Raw genomic sequence first — 16,050 nt, 5'->3', positions numbered from 1 at the left:
TGGACTCCCCGGTCGCGTACCGGTCGGCCCACCGTTTGACCGTGGGCCACGAGCACTGGAACCGGGCCGCGACCTCCGCGATCGGGACGTGCTGGCCGATCACCAGCCGGGCGACCGTGAGCCGGGCGCGCGGCGTCAGAGCAGCATTAGCGTGGGACACGAGGGCCTCCTGTGAGCAGAGCGGATACCTAGGCAGTTCCACTCCACCGCGGGAGGCCCTCGTGCGCTACCAGATCAGATCAACGCATCGCACTCATTCGACCAACGTCTCCGGTCAGTACAGCTAGAGGTCGCCCTTCTTCTGCAAGAACCGCATGGCGAACCAGCCGATGGGGATGCGCGCCCAGTACGTCGCGACGCGGAACAGCATCGCGACCGACGTCGCGATGGCGGGCGGCACCTGGGCCGCGGTGAGGCCGGCGATGAGGGCGAGCTCGATCGCGCCGAGGCCGCCCGGCGTCGGGACGGCGGCGCCGGCCGCGTTGCCGACCAGGTAGATCACGGCGACGTCGACGAGGTCGAGCTCCTGCCCGAACGCCGCGAGCGCGGCGTCGAAGGCGAGGACGTAGCCGAGCGTCATGACGATGTTGCCCGCGAACCCGAGCGCGAGGCGGCCGGGCTGGCCCAGCATCTCCGAGAGCCGCGGCCACACCTGCTGGACGGTCGGCCGGATCTTGGCGAGCGCCCAGGTCCGCACCGCGGGCACGAGCAGCGTCGCGAGCACCGCGAGGGCGACGCCACCGATGGCGAGCAGCACCGTCGTCGAGGGGAGCTGGACGAGGCCGCCCTCGCCGGTGAAGACGGACAGGACCACGAGGATGAGGATCGTCACGACGAACTGCGACACTTGGACGAGCGCGACGGTGGCGACCGCCATGGGCGTCGAGATGCCGCGCTTCGTGAGCAGCCGCAGGTTGAGCGCCGCCGGGCCGATGCCGGCGGGCGCGGCGAGCGCGATGTACGACCCGGCCGCCTGCGTGAGCGTGACGCGCCACATCGACAGCCGCTTGGGGGAGAACGCGGCGAGGGTGAGGGCCGCGCCGACCCACGTGAGGATGCCGAGCGCGAAGGACAGGACGGCGAACCAGGGGTTCGCCTCGGTGACGGCTGTGGCGATCTGGTCGAAGTTGAAGGACGTCACCAGCGCCGTGACGGCCGCGATGACGAGGACGAGCGTGAGGATGGTGCGGCCGCCGAAGCGGGTGATGCGCTGCGGCTCGACGTCGGCCTCCGGCAGCCGCTCCACGAGGGCGGCGCGGAGCTCCTTGAGGAGCTCCTTGTCCTGCCGGATCTCCTCGCGCGTGCTCGGCGGCAGGGCGACCGACTGGAGCAGCGGGCCGATGGCGGCGATGTCGTCGTCGGGCAGCACGCTCACCGCGGACTCGACGGCGCGCTGCGCCCCGACGCGGAGTGCGAGCAGCGCGACCATCTGGGCGAGGTCCATGCGGCGCGCGAGCTCGGACGACGCGATGTCGCCCTGCTCCCACCCGGTGAGCCACACCTCGGGGGCGCCCGTCGCCGGCTCGTGCGAGACGAGCACGACGTCGGAGGTCAGGGCGCGGTGCGCGATCCCGGCGGAGTGGGCGAGGCGGAGCTGGCGCCACGCCTCGTTGAGGACCGAGCCGGTGACGTCCTCGACGGGCAGGTCGCGCAGCGACACGGCGCCCGTCGCGTGCTCCTGGACCAGCACCATCGAGTCGGCGGACTCGGCGACGCCCAGGAGCCGCGGCGTGCGGACGCCCGCCGCCCGGGCCGCGTAGGACAGGAGGGCCGTGCGCTCCGCGGCGGCGCGCAGCGAGATCGCGGCGCGACCCTCGCTGCCGCGCAGGCGCAGCGACCGCCAGAAGCGGGTGAGGAAGCCGACGACCTGGCGGTCGCCGTCGAGCACGACGACGTCGCGGCGCACGTCGTCCTCCGCGAGCATCGCGTAGACGCGGTTGTCTCCCGCGCGCGTCAGCGCGATCGCGGCCGGGTCGGACGGGGCGTCCTGCGGCTCGGGGGCGGTGTCCGTGCCCTCCGGGGCGGCGCCCTCGTCGGGGTGCGCGGCCCCGAGGTGGTGCGCCGCGAGGGTCGCGTCGGCGGTGAGGACCGTCCCGGTGTCGTCGGTGGCACCGGGTGCGCGCAGCACGCCGACGTGCACCTCGTTGGTGATCCGGCCCTCGGCATCAACCTCCGTGATGGGGTCGTCCGCCGCCTCGGCGCGCTCGTCGTCGTCGGTGACGTCGCGCACGCGGACGAGCGCCACGGGGGAGAACCCCGCGCGGCGGACCCCGGCCACGAGGTCGGGCCCGTAGGCGCGCTCGCTGCGGACGCCGGAGACGTAGCGCACGGCCAGCCCGGCGAGGCGTCCGAGCAGCAGCGTGATGAGGATGCCCGGCAGCGAGACCTGGCCGGTGATGAGCACGACGCCGATGCCGACGAACAGCAGGTTCCACGACCACTTGACGGTGCGCCGCCGGGTGCGGGTCCCTGCGGCGGTGAGCAGCCCGCCGATCGCCGCGACGTAGCCCGGGACGGTCAGGCGCCACGCGCCCTGGGAGTAGACGGAGAGACCGCGCACCAGCTCGTCGGAGCCCCAGGCGCCCAGGGCCAGCACGACGAGCACCCCGAGCAGCAGGCCGAGGCCCGCGGCGACGATCGACTCGACGACCTGGCGACCGAGCCGGCGCACGCCGAGCTCGGTGAGGACCGCGATCGGGACGAACAGGGTGATGAGGCCCTCGAGCACCGCGACCGGCACGAACAGGATCCGCGCGAGCAGGTCGGAGAAGTTGCGGACGTCCTCGGCCACGCCGGCCGTCGTGCCGTGCGCGTACACGGACATGAGGAGCACCACGGCGACGCCGATCGCGCACAGCACGAGGTTGACGAGGTCGATCGGGTGCCGGACCCGCTGCTCGGCGGTGTCGACGACCCGGACCGTGCCGTCGTCGTCGCGGCCGCGCGGGGCGAGCAGCGCCTCGAGCGCGCCGGTCTGCGGCCGTGCGTCGCGGCGTCCCGACGCGGCGAGCGACCCGACCTCGACGACCGCGCCCACGTGGGACGTGTCGCCCGGCGTCGGCTCGGGCGCGGGGGAGGACATGCCTGCGAGTCTAGGTCCGGGGGTCCCGACAGGCGCGGTATTTGGCCGATTCCTCCGGGTGATTCGCCCGGTTCGACCGGTTGTCGGGCGCCCGCGGGGGGTCGTTCGACGGGCGGGTGTGAGGAAGGCCTCCCTAGCATGGGGGTGCGAGCACCCCTGGGGAGGTCGGCATGGCACGTGGCACGACGACGCAGCGCGACGAGGCCGGAGGGGCGGCACCCGCGACGCCGGACGAGAGCGGGCAGGAGCGCAACCCCTTCCGCCGGGTGTGGTGGCTCCCCGTCGTGCGGGGCACGCTCCTCGTCGTCCTGGGCCTCCTCCTCATGATCGAGCCGCTCGAGCGGCTGGGGACGCTCCGGGTCGTCCTGGGGGCGTTCCTCGTGGCCGACGGCGTGCTGGTCGCCGTCCAGGGGTTCGTGCACCGCAAGCAGGTCGGGTCGGCGTGGTGGCTCGCGCAGGCCGGGGTCAACGTCGTCTTCGGCGTCGTGGTGGCGCTGTGGCCGGACCTCGGCGCCACGGCGCTGTACTACGTCCTCGCCGTCTGGGTGCTCGTCCTCGGCATCACGACGATCGCGGGGGCGGCGGCGCTCGTGCGCAACCGCGACCTCGGCTGGGCGTGGATGCTCGCCGTCGGGATCGTGTCGGTGCTCTTCGGGATCCTGCTCGTCACGCGCCCGCTCGACGCGTTCGACGTGCTGCGCCTCGTCACCGTGGTGTTCGCCCTGTACGCGTTCGTGTCCGGGGCGATCCACGTGGTCTCCGGCTTCGCGGTCCGGGCGGTCGCGCGGGAGCTCGCCGACCTGCGCGCGCAGGCGGTCGCGGCCGGCGTCGTCGTGACGGGCGGGTCCGTGCTGGGCGCCGCCGCGGTGCACCCGGGCGTGGCCCCGCCGTCGGCCGTGGGCGGGGCGCCTGCCGGGCCCACGACCACCGATCCGGCGGCTCCCGCCTCCGATCCGTCCGCGACGAGCGGCCTCGCTCCGGTCGAGCCCGCCGCGGACGGCCCGACGACGCCCGGTCCCGTCGCGGACGAGCTCGGCGCCGACCCGTCGGACGGCCCGACGTCGAGTGGTCCCGGCGCGGGCGGGCCGGACGGCCGCGAGCGCGCCTGAGAGGCGGGTCGGCGCCGCCGGCCGGGAGCGGTCGGCCGCTCGTCCGGTGACCGCCGGGCGCGCCGTCCGCCAGGGTCGGGCGTCCCGAGGAGGGGCGGACTCTACACCCGGCGCGCGGGTGCCGTGAGTGTGTCTCACGTCACGACCGTTGCCCGGAGCTCAGGGTTACGACCGGGTAACAACGCTGGCGTTCTGTCCGGGTTTCTGTCGATCCTGACACCTGCACGACACAGCACTGTGCTAGAAATCACGGCACTCCGCCGACAGGTCGGGGTCCTGGTGCGTGCAAGGTCGCGCCACCGGTGTCTCGCACCCCGAGAAACCCGAGAAAGAGGTAGACACATGACAGCGGTGTCCAGGAAGCGGCTCCTCGCCGCGGCCGCCGGCATCACGGCGGTGACGCTGACCCTGACCGCGTGCGGCGGGGGATCGAGCGACGGCGAGGGCGACGGGGACGGCGGCGGCTCGGCGAGCGGCTCGCTCGTCATCGGCACCACCGACAAGGTCACGGTGCTCGACCCGGCCGGCTCGTACGACAACGGCTCGTTCGCCGTGATGAACCAGGTCTTCCCGTTCCTCATGAACACCCCGTACGGCAGCCCCGACGTCGAGCCCGACATCGCGGAGTCGGCCGAGTTCACCTCGCCGACGGAGTACACCGTCACGCTCAAGCCCGGCCTCAAGTGGGCGAACGGCAACGACCTCACGTCGTCCGACGTGAAGTTCTCGTTCGACCGCCAGGTCGCGATCAACGACGAGAACGGCCCGGCGTCGCTGCTCTACAACCTCGACAGCGTCGAGGCGCCCGACGACACGACCGTCGTCTTCCACCTCAAGAGCGAGAACGACCAGCTCTTCCCGCAGATCCTGTCCAGCCCGGCGGGCCCGATCGTCGACGAGGACGTCTTCGCGGCCGACGCGCTCACCTCGGACCAGGACATCGTCGACGGCAACGCGTTCGCCGGGCAGTACACGATCACGGGCTACAAGTTCAACGAGCTCGTCTCCTACGAGGCGTACGACGGCTACGAGGGCCTGCTCGGCCCGGCGAAGACCGACAAGGTCGCGGTGAAGTACTTCGCCGAGGCGTCGAACATGAAGCTCGAGATCCAGCAGGGCAAGATCGACGTCGCGTGGCGCAGCCTGTCCGCGACGGACATCGAGGACCTGCGCGGGAACGACGACGTCAAGGTCGTGGACGGCCCCGGTGGCGAGATCCGCTACATCACGTTCAACTTCGACACCCAGCCGTTCGGCGCCAAGACGCCGGAGGCCGACCCGGCCAAGGCGCTCGCCGTGCGTCAGGCCGCCGCGTCGCTCATCGACCGCGACGAGCTCTCGGACCAGGTCTACAAGGGCACCTACACCCCGCTGTACTCCTACGTCCCCGCGGGCCTGACCGGCGCCGTCGAGCCGCTCAAGGAGATGTACGGCGACGGCGCGGGCAAGCCCGACGCCGCGAAGGCGCAGCAGCTCTTGACCGACGCGGGCGTCGAGACGCCCGTGACGCTCAACCTGCAGTACTCGAACGACCACTACGGCCCGTCGTCTGCGGACGAGTACGCGCTCATCAAGGACCAGCTCGAGAAGGACGGCCTCTTCACGGTCAACCTGCAGACCACCGAGTGGGTCACGTACGCCAAGGAGCGCACGTCCGACGTCTACCCGGCGTACCAGCTCGGCTGGTTCCCGGACTACTCCGACGCGGACAACTACCTCACGCCGTTCTTCCTCACGGAGAACTTCCTGGTGAACCACTACGCCAACCAGGAGGTCAACGACCTCATCCTCCAGCAGGCGGCGACGCCCGACGCCGACGAGCGCACCGCGCTCATCGAGGAGATCCAGAGCAAGGTCGCGGCGGACCTGTCGACCCTCCCGTACCTCCAGGGTGCGCAGGTCGCGGTCGTCGGGACGGACGTGGAGGGGGCCGAGGACACGCTGGACCCGTCCTTCAAGTTCCGCTACGCGGCGCTGTCCAAGGGCTGACCGGCAGCTGCCCCAGCCGCCCGGCCCTCCCCGCGCGACCCGCGGGGAGGGCCGGGCACCGCACGTCCGGACCGGCGACCACGCCGACGCCCGGGCACCTGAGGAAGAGACGACATGACGACCACCACCACCGACGTGCCCGTCGGCGAGGACGCGCCCCGCGACCCCGGCGGCACGGGGCGGGTGCGCACCCCGCGCACGACCCGCCGTCGCGGCGGCGGGCTCGGGAGCTACATCCTGGTCCGCGCGCTGCTCATCATCCCGACGGTCTTCATCCTCGTGACCACGGTCTTCGTGGTCATGCGGGCCACGGGCGACCCGATCACCGCGGCGCTCGGCGGCCGGCTCACGCCGGACCAGCTCGCCGAGCGCATCCACGAGGCCGGGTACGACCGCCCGGTGGTCGTGCAGTACCTCGAGTACCTCGGCGGCATCGTGCGCGGTGACTTCGGCACGACGATCAGCGACAACCGCCCCGTCACGGAGGTGCTCGCGACGTACGGCACCGCGACGCTCGAGCTCGCGGCCTACGCCCTGCTCGTCGCGTTCGTCGTCGGGATCCCGCTGGGCATGCTCGCGGGCTACCTGCGCGACCGCGTGCCCGACGCGATCCTGCGCGTCTCCGCGATCCTCGCCTACGCGACGCCCGTCTTCTTCGCCGGCCTCATGCTCAAGCTCGTCTTCTCGGTGTGGCTCGGCTGGCTGCCCGTCTCCGGGCGCGCGTCCACCGACGCGGAGATCGAGCTGCAGTTCCTCGACGACCCGTCGGGGTTCTACCTCGTCGACGCGATCCGGACGGGCGACCCCGCGATCGTCGGCGACGTCCTCCAGCACGCCGTCCTCCCGGCGCTCGCGCTCGGTCTGCTCACCGCGGGCGTGTTCCTGCGGCTCGTGCGCACCAACGTCATCGGGACGCTCTCGACCGACTACGTCGTCGCGGCGAGGTCGCGCGGCGTGCGCGAGTCCCGGCTCGTGCGCGCGCACGCGTGGCGCCCCGCGCTCATCCCCATCATCACCGTCATCGGTCTCCAGGTCGCGATGCTCCTCGCGGGCGCCGTGCTCACCGAGACGACGTTCGAGTGGAAGGGGCTCGGCTTCCAGCTCGCCGAGTACCTCCAGGCGCGCGACTTCGTCGCCGTGCAGGGGATCGTCGTGCTCATGGCCGTGATCGTCGCGGTCACGAACTTCCTCGTCGACATCATCGCGGCGCTCATCGACCCGAGGGTGAGGTACTGACATGGTCGCGGAGACCGTCGTCCCGGCCGGTCCGGGCACCGGGGGCCCCGTCCCCGCCGTCGTCCCCGAGCGCGGGCGCGTCGCGTGGTGGAAGCGCCTGCCCGTCGTGCACCAGCTCCGGCAGAGCGTCGGGCTGCAGCGCGGCATGCTCGTCACGGGCCTCGTCATCACGGGCCTCTTCCTGCTCACCGCCGCCCTCGCGCCCGTGCTCGCCCCCTACGGGTACAGCCAGCTCCGCACCGCGGACGGGCCGTTCGGCGCGCAGCAGCCGCCGTCGGCCGAGCACCTGCTCGGCACGACCGTCGGCGGCTACGACGTCCTGTCGCGCGTCATCTGGGGAGCCCAGACGGCGCTCCTCGTCATCGTCGTGGCGATCCTCGCGTCGATCGTCGTCGGGGTGCTGCTCGGGCTCGTGTCCGGGTACTTCGGCGGCTGGGCCGACCGCCTGCTCGTCGTGGTCTGCGACGCGATCTACGCGTTCCCGTCCCTGCTCCTCGCGATCCTCATGGCGATCGTCATCTCCGGTGGCCAGTCGAGCATGTGGGGCGGCATCCTCGCCGCGGCCTTCTCGATCACCGTGGTGTTCGTGCCGCAGTACTTCCGCGTCACGCGCGCGGAGGTCGTGCGGATCAAGGGCGAGGCGTTCGTCGACTCGGCGCGCGTGCTCGGCACGCCGCACCGGCGGATCATGGTCCGCCACGTCCTGCGGAACTCGACCCGCACGCTGCCGCTCATCGTCACGCTCAACGCGTCCGAGGCGATCCTCACGCTCGCGGGGCTCGGGTTCCTCGGGTTCGGCATCGAGCCGACGGCGGCCGCCGAGTGGGGCTACGACCTCAACAAGGCCGTGTCCGACGTGACGAGCGGCATCTGGTGGACCGCGCTCTTCCCGGGCCTGGCGATCGTGCTCGTGGTGCTCGGCATCACGCTCGTCGGCGAGAGCCTCAACGACCTCGCCGACCCGCGCCTGCGCTCGCGCCGCGCGTCGGCCGAGGTGTCGGGCGACGTCGCGGAGACGTCGGTCGTGCCGGGCGGAACGCTCACCGCCGGCCCCGGCGGCCTCGACGCGATCGAGGGCGCGGGCTCGCGCTCCGACGAGCTCGCCGCCGTCCCGGGGCAGCGCGACCCCGACGCCGTCGGGATCGACGGGCGGCTCGACGGGCGGCTCGGCGCCGCGCCGGACGACGGCGGCCCTGCGACAGGCCCCGCGACAGGACCGGCGACGGGCCCGGCGACGGGCCCCGCGAGCCGCCCGGCGGACGCACCCCACGACGAGACGGAGGACCGGCGATGAGCGCCGTGACCGAGACGACCCGCCGCCCGGACGGCGACACCGCGCGTCCCGTCGTGACGATCCGCGACCTCGCGGTGTCGTTCGCGACCGACGCCGGGGCCGTGCGCGCCGTCGACGGCGTCGACCTGGAGGTCGCGCCCGGAGAGGTGCTCGCCGTCGTCGGCGAGTCCGGGTCCGGCAAGACGGTGACCGCGAAGACGATCCTCGGCCTGCTGCCGTCGACCGCGACGGCGCGCGGCGCCGTCGTGCTGACGAACAAGGCCGGGACGGCCGACCACGACGTCGTCACGCTCGGCGGGGAGCGGCTGCGCCAGGTCCGCGGGACCGACGTCGCGATGGTCTTCCAGGAGCCGTCCGCCGCGCTCAACCCGGTGTACACGGTGGGCTGGCAGATCGTCGAGGGGATCCGCGCGCACGCCAAGGTGTCGCGCCGCGAGGCGCGCCGGCGCGCGGTCGAGGTGCTGCGGCGCGTCGGCATCCCCGACCCGGAGACACGCGTCGACCACTACCCGCACCAGTTCTCCGGCGGGCAGAAGCAGCGCATCGTCATCGCCATGGCCCTCGTGCTCGACCCGGGGCTCATCGTCGCGGACGAGCCCACGACCGCGCTCGACGTCACCGTCCAGGCCGAGATCCTCGACCTCCTGCGCCGGTGCCGCGACGAGTTCGGCACCGCCATCGTGCTCATCACGCACAACATGGGCGTCGTCGCGGACCTCGCGGACCGGGTCGCGGTCATGTACCAGGGGAAGGTCGTCGAGCAGGCGCCCGCGCGCGAGCTCTTCGCCGCCCCGCAGGCCGCGTACACGCGCGCGCTGCTCGACTCCGTGCCGCGCGTCGGCGAGGGGACCGCGCGGGCCGAGGCCCGCGCGTCGGCCCGCGACGCCGGGTGGGCGGACGCGGAGCCCGTGGTCGCGGCGCAGGGGCTGACCGTCACCTACCCGGGCCGCCTGCGCCGTCCCGGCTTCACCGCGGTCGACGACGTCTCGCTCACCATCCGGCCGGGCGAGGTGCTCGGTCTCGTGGGCGAGTCGGGCTCCGGCAAGACGACGTTCGCGCGCGCCGTCGCCGGCCTCACCCGGGTGACGGACGGGTCGCTGCGCGTGCTCGGCGTCGAGATGAACGGCGTGAAGGAGCGCGAGCTGCGTCCCGTGCGGCCGCGCATCGGGTTCGTCTTCCAGGACCCCGCGACGAGCTTCAACCCGCTGCTCACGATCGCGGACTGCGTCGCGGAGCCGCTCGTCGTGCACGGGCGCGCGGAGTCGCCCCAGGCGGCGCGCGGGCGCGTCGACGAGCTCCTGGAGGCCGTGCAGCTCCCGCGGTCGTACGGCGACCGGTTCCCGCACGAGCTCTCCGGCGGGCAGCGCCAGCGCGCGTCGCTCGCCCGGGCGCTCGCGCTCGACCCGGAGCTGCTCGTGGCCGACGAGCCGACGTCGGCCCTCGACGTCTCCGTGCAGGCGCGCGTGCTCGAGCTGTTCGCCGAGCTCCAGCGCGAGCTCGGCTTCGCGAGCCTGTTCGTGTCGCACGACCTCGCCGTCGTGGACCTGCTGTCCGACCGCATCGCGGTGCTCTACCGCGGGCGGCTGGTCGAGGAGGGCACGGGCGCCGAGGTGCTGGGCAGCCCGCGCGAGGAGTACACGCAGCGACTCCTCGCGTCCCTGCCCGTCCCCGACCCGGTGCTCCAGGCGGAGCGCCGCGAGCAGCTCCGCGCCCTCCGCGGGGCTTGACCCTCCGGCCCGCCGAGGGAGAGCTCTGGTCCGCCGAGGTAGAGCCCTGGTCCCCTGAGGTAGAGCCGTGGTGGTGCGGGACAGGCCGGGGCTCTGCTCCGGACGACCGCGGCTCTCCCTCGGCGGGCGTCAGGCGAGGCCGAGGGACTGCTTCCACTCCAGGGGGAGGAGCGCGTACCCGACGAACGCGACGACGTCGAGCAGGGTGTGCGCGATCACGAGCGGCATGACGCGGTGCCGTCCCCAGCGGGACGTGTAGAACCACGAGAACACGACGCCCATGACGACGTTCCCGAGGAACGGCCCGAAGCCCTGGTACAGGTGGTACGACCCGCGCAGGAGCGAGCTCCACACGACGAACTTCACGCGCCCCCAGCCGAGGTCGCGCGTGCGCTCGAACAGGTACCCGACCGCGATGACCTCCTCGAGCAGACCGTTCTGCAGCGCGGCGAGGATGAGCACGGGCACCGTCCACCACGCGGCGTTGAGCGCCGACGCCTGCACCTCGACCGTGATGCCGAGGACGCGGCCGAGCGCGTAGAACCCGAGGCCGGGGATGCCGATGGCCGCAGCGAGGGCGAAGCCCCAGCCGACGTCGCGCAGGGGCCGGGCGCCGTCGAGCCCGATGGCGCGGACGGCCGACCGGCCGCGCGCGCTCAGCAGGTAGAGCGCGAGCGCGACGGGCAGCACGGCGAAGAAGATCCCGACGAGCTGGTAGGTGAGGTCGAGGTACGGCCGGGCCGACCGGCTCACGTTGAGGCTCGCGGACTGCTCGCCGAGCGGGGTCCCGGCGGTGAGCCGCGCGACGATGTTGATGACCGCGTAGACCGCGGACTTGCCGAGGCTGAGCCCGAGCACGATCCAGATCTCCGCGCCGATGCGACGGCGCGTGGCACGGTCCGGGCGCGCGGGAGCGCCGTCGGCGGTCCCGGGGACGACGGCGGCCGTCGGGCCGGGCACGGGCGCGGCGGGGGAGCCGGGAGCGGTCAGGTCGGGCACCGTCCGGTTATAGCACCGCTCCTCGGAAGCCACCTCGGTGCCTCCTGGACGAAACCTGTCCGCCGACGACGGGGGAGGGGAGGGGGGAGAGGAGAGGGGGAGAGGAGAGGGGGAGAGGAGAGGGGGAGAGGAGAGGGGGAGAGGAGAGGGGGAGAGGAGAGGGGGCAGCGGGTCAGGGGCGGGGTGGGCGGCCCGGGCGGCGGGGCGGGCGGACGTCGCGGGGGAGGCGGCCGGCGTCGTCGAGCGCTCGGCGCAGGAGCATCTCGATCTGCGCGTTGACGCTGCGGAGGTCGTCGCCGGCCCAGCGGGCGAGGGCGTCGTGCACGGCGGGGTCGAGGCGCAGGAGGACCGACTTGCGCTGCGGCCGCTGCGCTCGGCCCGCGCCCGCGCCCGTGCCCGTGTCTGCGCCCGCGCCGGGGGCTGTGCCCGTGCCCGACGACGCCTGCTCGCCCGGCGAGGACGCGTCGCCCTCCGGCGTGGCCTGCTGCCCGCCCGCGGGCACGCCGCGGCCCGACCACGGCTGGTCGCCGTCGTCGGGCGCGTCGCGCTTCTCGGGCGGCGTGGGCCCGACGTGCGTCACTGGTACAGGGACCCCGTGTTGACGACGGGCGTCACGCGGCTGTCGCCGCAGAGCACCACGAGGAGGTTGGAGACCATGGTCGCGCGGCGCTCGTCGTCGAGCGTGACGATGTCCTCGGCCTCGAGGCGGGACAGGGCGTCCTCGACCATGGACACCGCGCCCTCGACGATGCGCGAGCGCGCCGCGATGATCGCCCCGGCCTGCTGGCGCTGGAGCATCGCCTGGGCGATCTCGGGCGCGTAGGCGAGGTTGGAGATACGGGCCTCGATGACCTCGACGCCCGCCACGACGACGCGCTCCGCGACCTCCGCCGCGATCTCGGCCGAGACGACCTCCGTCGCGCCGCGCAGCGACTCCTCGCCGGCCTCGGCGTCGTCGTAGGGGTGGGACATCGCGACGTGGCGCAGCGCGGACTCGGCCTGGACCACGACGAAGTCGTCGTAGTCCTCGACCGCGAACGACGCCTTGGCGGTGTCGGCGACCTGCCAGACGACGATCGCGGCGATGTTGATCGGGTTGCCGTCGGCGTCGTTGACCTTGAGCTCGCTCGTCTCGAAGTTCCGGACGCGCACGGACACGCGGCGGCGGGTGCTGAGCGGCACGGTCGCGACGAGGCCCGTGGTGCGGACGGTGCCGAGGTAGCGGCCGAAGAACTGGACGACGACCGTCTCGCCGGGGTTGATGACGGCGACGCCGGTCGGGACGAGCACGCCCGCGAGGAACGCCAGGACGCCGAGCGTGATGAGCACGGCGGGGTTGCCGGCCTCCGCGGCGGCGGCGACGACGAGCCCCGTGCCGCCGAGGAGCAGGACGATGCTCAGCGCGATGACGGCGGCCGCGCCGCCCGCGCCGAGCGACCAGGCGGGCCGCTCGGTGACGTCGACGCGCGTGCCGTCGTGGCCGACGGGGCGGCCGGTCGGTTCGCCGCCGACGGACTCCTGCGGGGGTGCTGCGCTCTCGGTCACGGTGGTCGTCCTCTCCTGCGGCGGGGCCGCGTCGTGTATAGCAAAGTGATATCACATTTTCGAGGGAGGCCGCCATCCGTCCCGCGGGGCTTGCGCGGCGCGGCCCGCGCGTGGGAACCTACAAACAGGTTTGCAGCACAAAGTAGTTTCCGGAACGACCCGAACGACCGAGAGGCCACCATGACGACCGACCACGGCGACGCCGTCCACGACGGAGCCGTCGGCGACCCGGACGAGCCGACCCTCGGCGCCGCCGAGACGCTCCGCCTCATCCGCGAGCAGCAGGACCGCGCGCGCCGGGCGACCGAGCCCGACCCGCGGCTGCTGTTCCTCGCGTGGGGCGTCGCGTGGCTCGTCGGCTACCTGTGCCTCTGGGCGAGCGCGGTCCGGGTCGCGGACGGGACCGCAACGGTCCGCGTCACCAGCGGCGCCGGCCAGGTCATGGGCGCCCAGCCCGAGCCGTGGGCCTTCTGGGTCTTCTTCAGCCTCATCGCGGCCGCCGTCGCGTTCACGATCGTCCACAGCGTCACGCGCACCGCCGGGACGCGCGGCGTGAGCGCCCGCACCGGAGCGATGTACGGGTGGTCGTGGATGCTCGGGTTCGTGTGCTTCGGCCTCGTGCTCGGCGGGCTGGCCCGCGCCGGGGCGTCCGAGGAGGTCATGGCGCTCGCGAGCAACGCGTTCGCGTGCGTCGTCGTCGGCCTCCTCTACCTCGGCGGCGCGGCGGCGTTCGGTGACCGCGGGCTGTTCGTGCTCGGCGTGTGGATCCTCCTCACCGCGGCCGTCGCGACCTTCGCCGGGCTGCCGCTCACCTACCTCGTCATGGCGCTCGCGGGCGGCGGCGGCTTCCTCGTCATGGCCGGGATCGAGCAGGTCGTGCGCGCCCGACGACGGCGCAGCGCGGCCCGGCCCGTGCCCGCCCGGCCGGCGGAGGGAGGGGCCGATGCCTGAGGCCGGGCTCGACCCCGTCATCCACGCGCCCGCGCGGCTGCGCGTGGTCGCGACGCTCGCCACCCTCCCGTCGGGCGACGAGCTGTCCTTCCCCAAGCTCCAGAAGCTCCTCGACATGACCGCGGGCAACCTCTCGACGCACCTGCGCAAGCTCGAGGACGCCGGCTACGTGACCGTCACCAAGACGCACGAGGGCCGCACGCCCGCCACCTACCTGTCCCTCACCGCCCGCGGTCGCGGCGCCTTCGAGGACTACACGACCGCCCTGAACGCCCTCCTGAAGGGAGCCCGACCATGAGCGACGAGCGCACGAGGCGCACCGAGCGCACCGAGAGCGCCCCGCGCACCGGCCCGGTCCGGACCGCCCGGGCCGAGCCCGCGCCGTCGGGCACGGACCGCACCCCGCCCGTGGTCGCCGTCGACCGCGTGACGCGCCGCTTCGGCACGGTCGTCGCGCTCGACGACGTGTCCCTCACCGTCGGGGGCGGCGAGCTCGTCGGTCTGCTCGGCCCGAACGGCGCCGGGAAGTCGACCCTGCTGTCCCTGGTCAGCGGGCAGCGCCGGCCCGACTCCGGGACCGTGCGGCTGCTCGGGGGCGACCCGCGCGACGCGCGCAGCCGCGTCGGCCTCGGCCTCACGCCGCAGGAGACGGGCCTGCCCGCGACGCTCAAGGTGCGGGAGGTCGTGGACTTCGTCGGCGGCCACTACCCCGACCCGGTCCCGACGGCGGAGCTGCTCGAGCAGTTCGGCCTCACCGAGCTCGCGGGCCGCCAGACGGGCGCGATGTCCGGCGGGCAGAAGCGCCGCCTCGCCGTCGCGCTGTCGCTCGTGGGCCGCCCGCGCGTCGTGCTGCTCGACGAGCCGACGACGGGCCTCGACGTCGGCGCGCGGCAGGCGCTGTGGGACGCGATCCGCGCGTACCACGCGGCCGGCGGGACGGTGCTGCTCACGAGCCACTACCTCGAGGAGGTGCAGGCGCTCGCTCAGCGCGTCGTCGTCATCGACCAGGGCGTCGTCAAGGCCGACGACTCGCTCGACGCGATCCTGCGGCGCGTGTTGCTGCGGCGCGTCGTCGTCGGGTCGGCCGTCGACCTGCGCGACCGGCCGGGCGTCGTGCGTGCCGACCGCCTCGGCGACGGCCGCCAGGAGCTGTACACGCCCGACGCCGACGCGCTCGTGCGCGAGCTCGTCACCTCGGGCGTCGACTTCCACGACCTCGAGATCCGGGGCGCGAGCCTCGAGGAGGCGTTCGAGCAGATGGTCGCGCGCGACGCGGCCCCGACGACGGAGGCACGGGCCCGATGACCACCACGACCACCACCCCGCGGACGGCGGCGCTGCCCGGGCCGCTGCGCCTCACGTGGCTGCACCTCAAGTACCAGTTCCTCGAGACCGTGCGCGTGCCCGTCGCGGTGCTCGGCAACCTGCTGTTCCCCGCGCTCGCCATGTTCTTCTTCGTCGTGCCGCAGAAGGCGGTGGCGCAGGACCCGGTGGCGGCGACGACGGCCGTCGCCTCGCTCGGTCTGTTCGCGATCTGCTCGGCGAGCCTGTTCACGTACGGGCTGGGCGTCGCGGAGGACCGGCAGCTGCCGTTCGACCCGTTCGTCCGCACGTTGCCCGCGGGACCTGCGCCGCGCATGGCCGCGCGCGTGCTCAACGGCGGGATCTTCTCGCTGTTCGGCCTCGTCCCGCTCATCCTCATCGGCTGGCTGTTCACCGACGCGAGCGTCACCGCGACGCAACTCCTCGCGGGCGTCGGGACGGTGCTGCTCGTGTCCGTGCCGTTCGTGCTGCTCGGCATGGCGATCGGCTACTCGCTGTCGGCGAAGGCGGCGCTCCCGGTGGTGCAGGTGATCCTCTTCCCGCTCGCGTTCGCGGGCGGCCTGTTCCTGCCGCCGTTCCTCTTCCCCGACTGGCTCGACGCGATCTCGAAGGCCACCCCGACCCGCGCGGGCCGCGACCTGCTGGTCCAGGCACTCACGGGCGAGCCGGCGTACGGCGCGGCGTGGTTCGTGCTCCTCGGCTGGACGGTCCTGTTCGCCGTCCTCGCGGTCGGCGCCTACCGCCGCGACGAGGGCCGCCGCTTCCGCTGACCTGGCCGTCCCGGCTACCCCTCCC

The 16,050-nt window shown here is 73.7% G+C and carries 13 protein-coding genes and 1 pseudogene; 9 read left to right on the top strand and 5 right to left on the bottom strand.

Features of this window, described 5'->3' with window-relative positions; genetic code table 11:
* The coding region (locus tag ABIE39_RS02295; protein ID WP_354050247.1) for a helix-turn-helix domain-containing protein at window positions 1-160 on the bottom strand (160 nt) is incomplete at its 3' end.
* Window positions 161-283: 123 nt separating this feature from the next.
* On the bottom strand, window positions 284-3,082 hold the full coding sequence (locus tag ABIE39_RS02290; RefSeq protein WP_175008772.1) for a flippase-like domain-containing protein: 2,799 nt from the start codon (window positions 3,080-3,082) through the stop codon (window positions 284-286).
* 170 nt (window positions 3,083-3,252) lie between these two features.
* On the opposite strand from ABIE39_RS02290, the gene ABIE39_RS02285 reads away from it, so the two are divergent.
* From ABIE39_RS02285 to ABIE39_RS02265, 5 genes and pseudogenes are all read left to right on the top strand, one after another.
* Window positions 3,253-4,191, top strand: coding sequence for a DUF308 domain-containing protein (locus ABIE39_RS02285; RefSeq protein WP_175008771.1), 939 nt, complete (start codon window positions 3,253-3,255; stop codon window positions 4,189-4,191).
* A 342-nt stretch (window positions 4,192-4,533) separates the two neighbouring features.
* Window positions 4,534-6,180 carry an ABC transporter substrate-binding protein gene (locus tag ABIE39_RS02280; RefSeq protein WP_175008770.1) on the top strand — a complete coding sequence of 549 codons (1,647 nt, stop codon included), beginning with the start codon at window positions 4,534-4,536 and terminating at the stop codon, window positions 6,178-6,180.
* Window positions 6,181-6,294: 114 nt separating this feature from the next.
* Window positions 6,295-7,416: an ABC transporter permease gene (locus ABIE39_RS02275; protein WP_083384927.1), complete on the top strand. Its 1,122-nt coding sequence runs from the start codon at window positions 6,295-6,297 to the stop codon at window positions 7,414-7,416.
* A gap of 145 nt (window positions 7,417-7,561) precedes the next feature.
* Window positions 7,562-8,417 (top strand): annotated as a pseudogene (locus tag ABIE39_RS02270) (ABC transporter permease); the annotation flags it as partial.
* 289 nt (window positions 8,418-8,706) lie between these two features.
* The gene (locus ABIE39_RS02265; RefSeq protein ID WP_354050230.1) at window positions 8,707-10,437 is read left to right on the top strand and encodes a dipeptide ABC transporter ATP-binding protein; all 1,731 of its coding nucleotides are present in this window, start codon (window positions 8,707-8,709) and stop codon (window positions 10,435-10,437) included.
* 129 nt (window positions 10,438-10,566) lie between these two features.
* On the opposite strand, the gene ABIE39_RS02260 is transcribed toward ABIE39_RS02265, so the two are convergent.
* From ABIE39_RS02260 to ABIE39_RS02250, 3 genes are all read right to left on the bottom strand, one after another.
* On the bottom strand, window positions 10,567-11,427 hold the full coding sequence (locus ABIE39_RS02260) for a CPBP family intramembrane glutamic endopeptidase (RefSeq protein ID WP_370670905.1): 861 nt from the start codon (window positions 11,425-11,427) through the stop codon (window positions 10,567-10,569).
* 181 nt (window positions 11,428-11,608) lie between these two features.
* The gene (locus ABIE39_RS02255; RefSeq protein WP_354050229.1) at window positions 11,609-12,016 is read right to left on the bottom strand and encodes a type II toxin-antitoxin system antitoxin; all 408 of its coding nucleotides are present in this window, start codon (window positions 12,014-12,016) and stop codon (window positions 11,609-11,611) included.
* Window positions 12,013-12,981, bottom strand: coding sequence for an SPFH domain-containing protein (locus tag ABIE39_RS02250; protein ID WP_021482834.1), 969 nt, complete (start codon window positions 12,979-12,981; stop codon window positions 12,013-12,015). Before ABIE39_RS02250 ends, ABIE39_RS02255 begins: the two co-directional genes overlap by 4 nt.
* A gap of 180 nt (window positions 12,982-13,161) precedes the next feature.
* Between ABIE39_RS02250 and ABIE39_RS02245 the strand changes: the two genes are divergently transcribed.
* The 4 genes from ABIE39_RS02245 to ABIE39_RS02230 are packed head-to-tail and all read left to right on the top strand — an operon-like array spanning window position 13,162 to window position 16,025.
* On the top strand, window positions 13,162-13,932 hold the full coding sequence (locus tag ABIE39_RS02245; protein ID WP_354050227.1) for a hypothetical protein: 771 nt from the start codon (window positions 13,162-13,164) through the stop codon (window positions 13,930-13,932).
* Window positions 13,925-14,230, top strand: a complete 306-nt coding sequence (locus tag ABIE39_RS02240) for a transcriptional regulator (protein ID WP_175008765.1) — start codon at window positions 13,925-13,927, stop codon at window positions 14,228-14,230. The genes ABIE39_RS02245 and ABIE39_RS02240 overlap by 8 nt, the downstream gene beginning before the upstream one ends.
* Window positions 14,227-15,237, top strand: coding sequence for an ABC transporter ATP-binding protein (locus tag ABIE39_RS02235; RefSeq protein WP_354050225.1), 1,011 nt, complete (start codon window positions 14,227-14,229; stop codon window positions 15,235-15,237). The genes ABIE39_RS02240 and ABIE39_RS02235 overlap by 4 nt, the downstream gene beginning before the upstream one ends.
* Entirely contained in the window at window positions 15,234-16,025 is a 792-nt protein-coding gene (locus ABIE39_RS02230; RefSeq protein WP_175008763.1) for an ABC transporter permease, read from the top strand. The genes ABIE39_RS02235 and ABIE39_RS02230 overlap by 4 nt, the downstream gene beginning before the upstream one ends.
* Window positions 16,026-16,050: the final 25 nt, after the last annotated feature.

Origin of the sequence: Cellulosimicrobium sp. 4261, assembly GCF_040546915.1 — a bacterium.
GTDB lineage: Bacteria > Actinomycetota > Actinomycetes > Actinomycetales > Cellulomonadaceae > Cellulosimicrobium > Cellulosimicrobium cinnabarinum.
The sequence above is the reverse complement of the archived record's forward strand: the minus strand, read 5'-3'. Positions and strand labels throughout refer to the sequence as shown.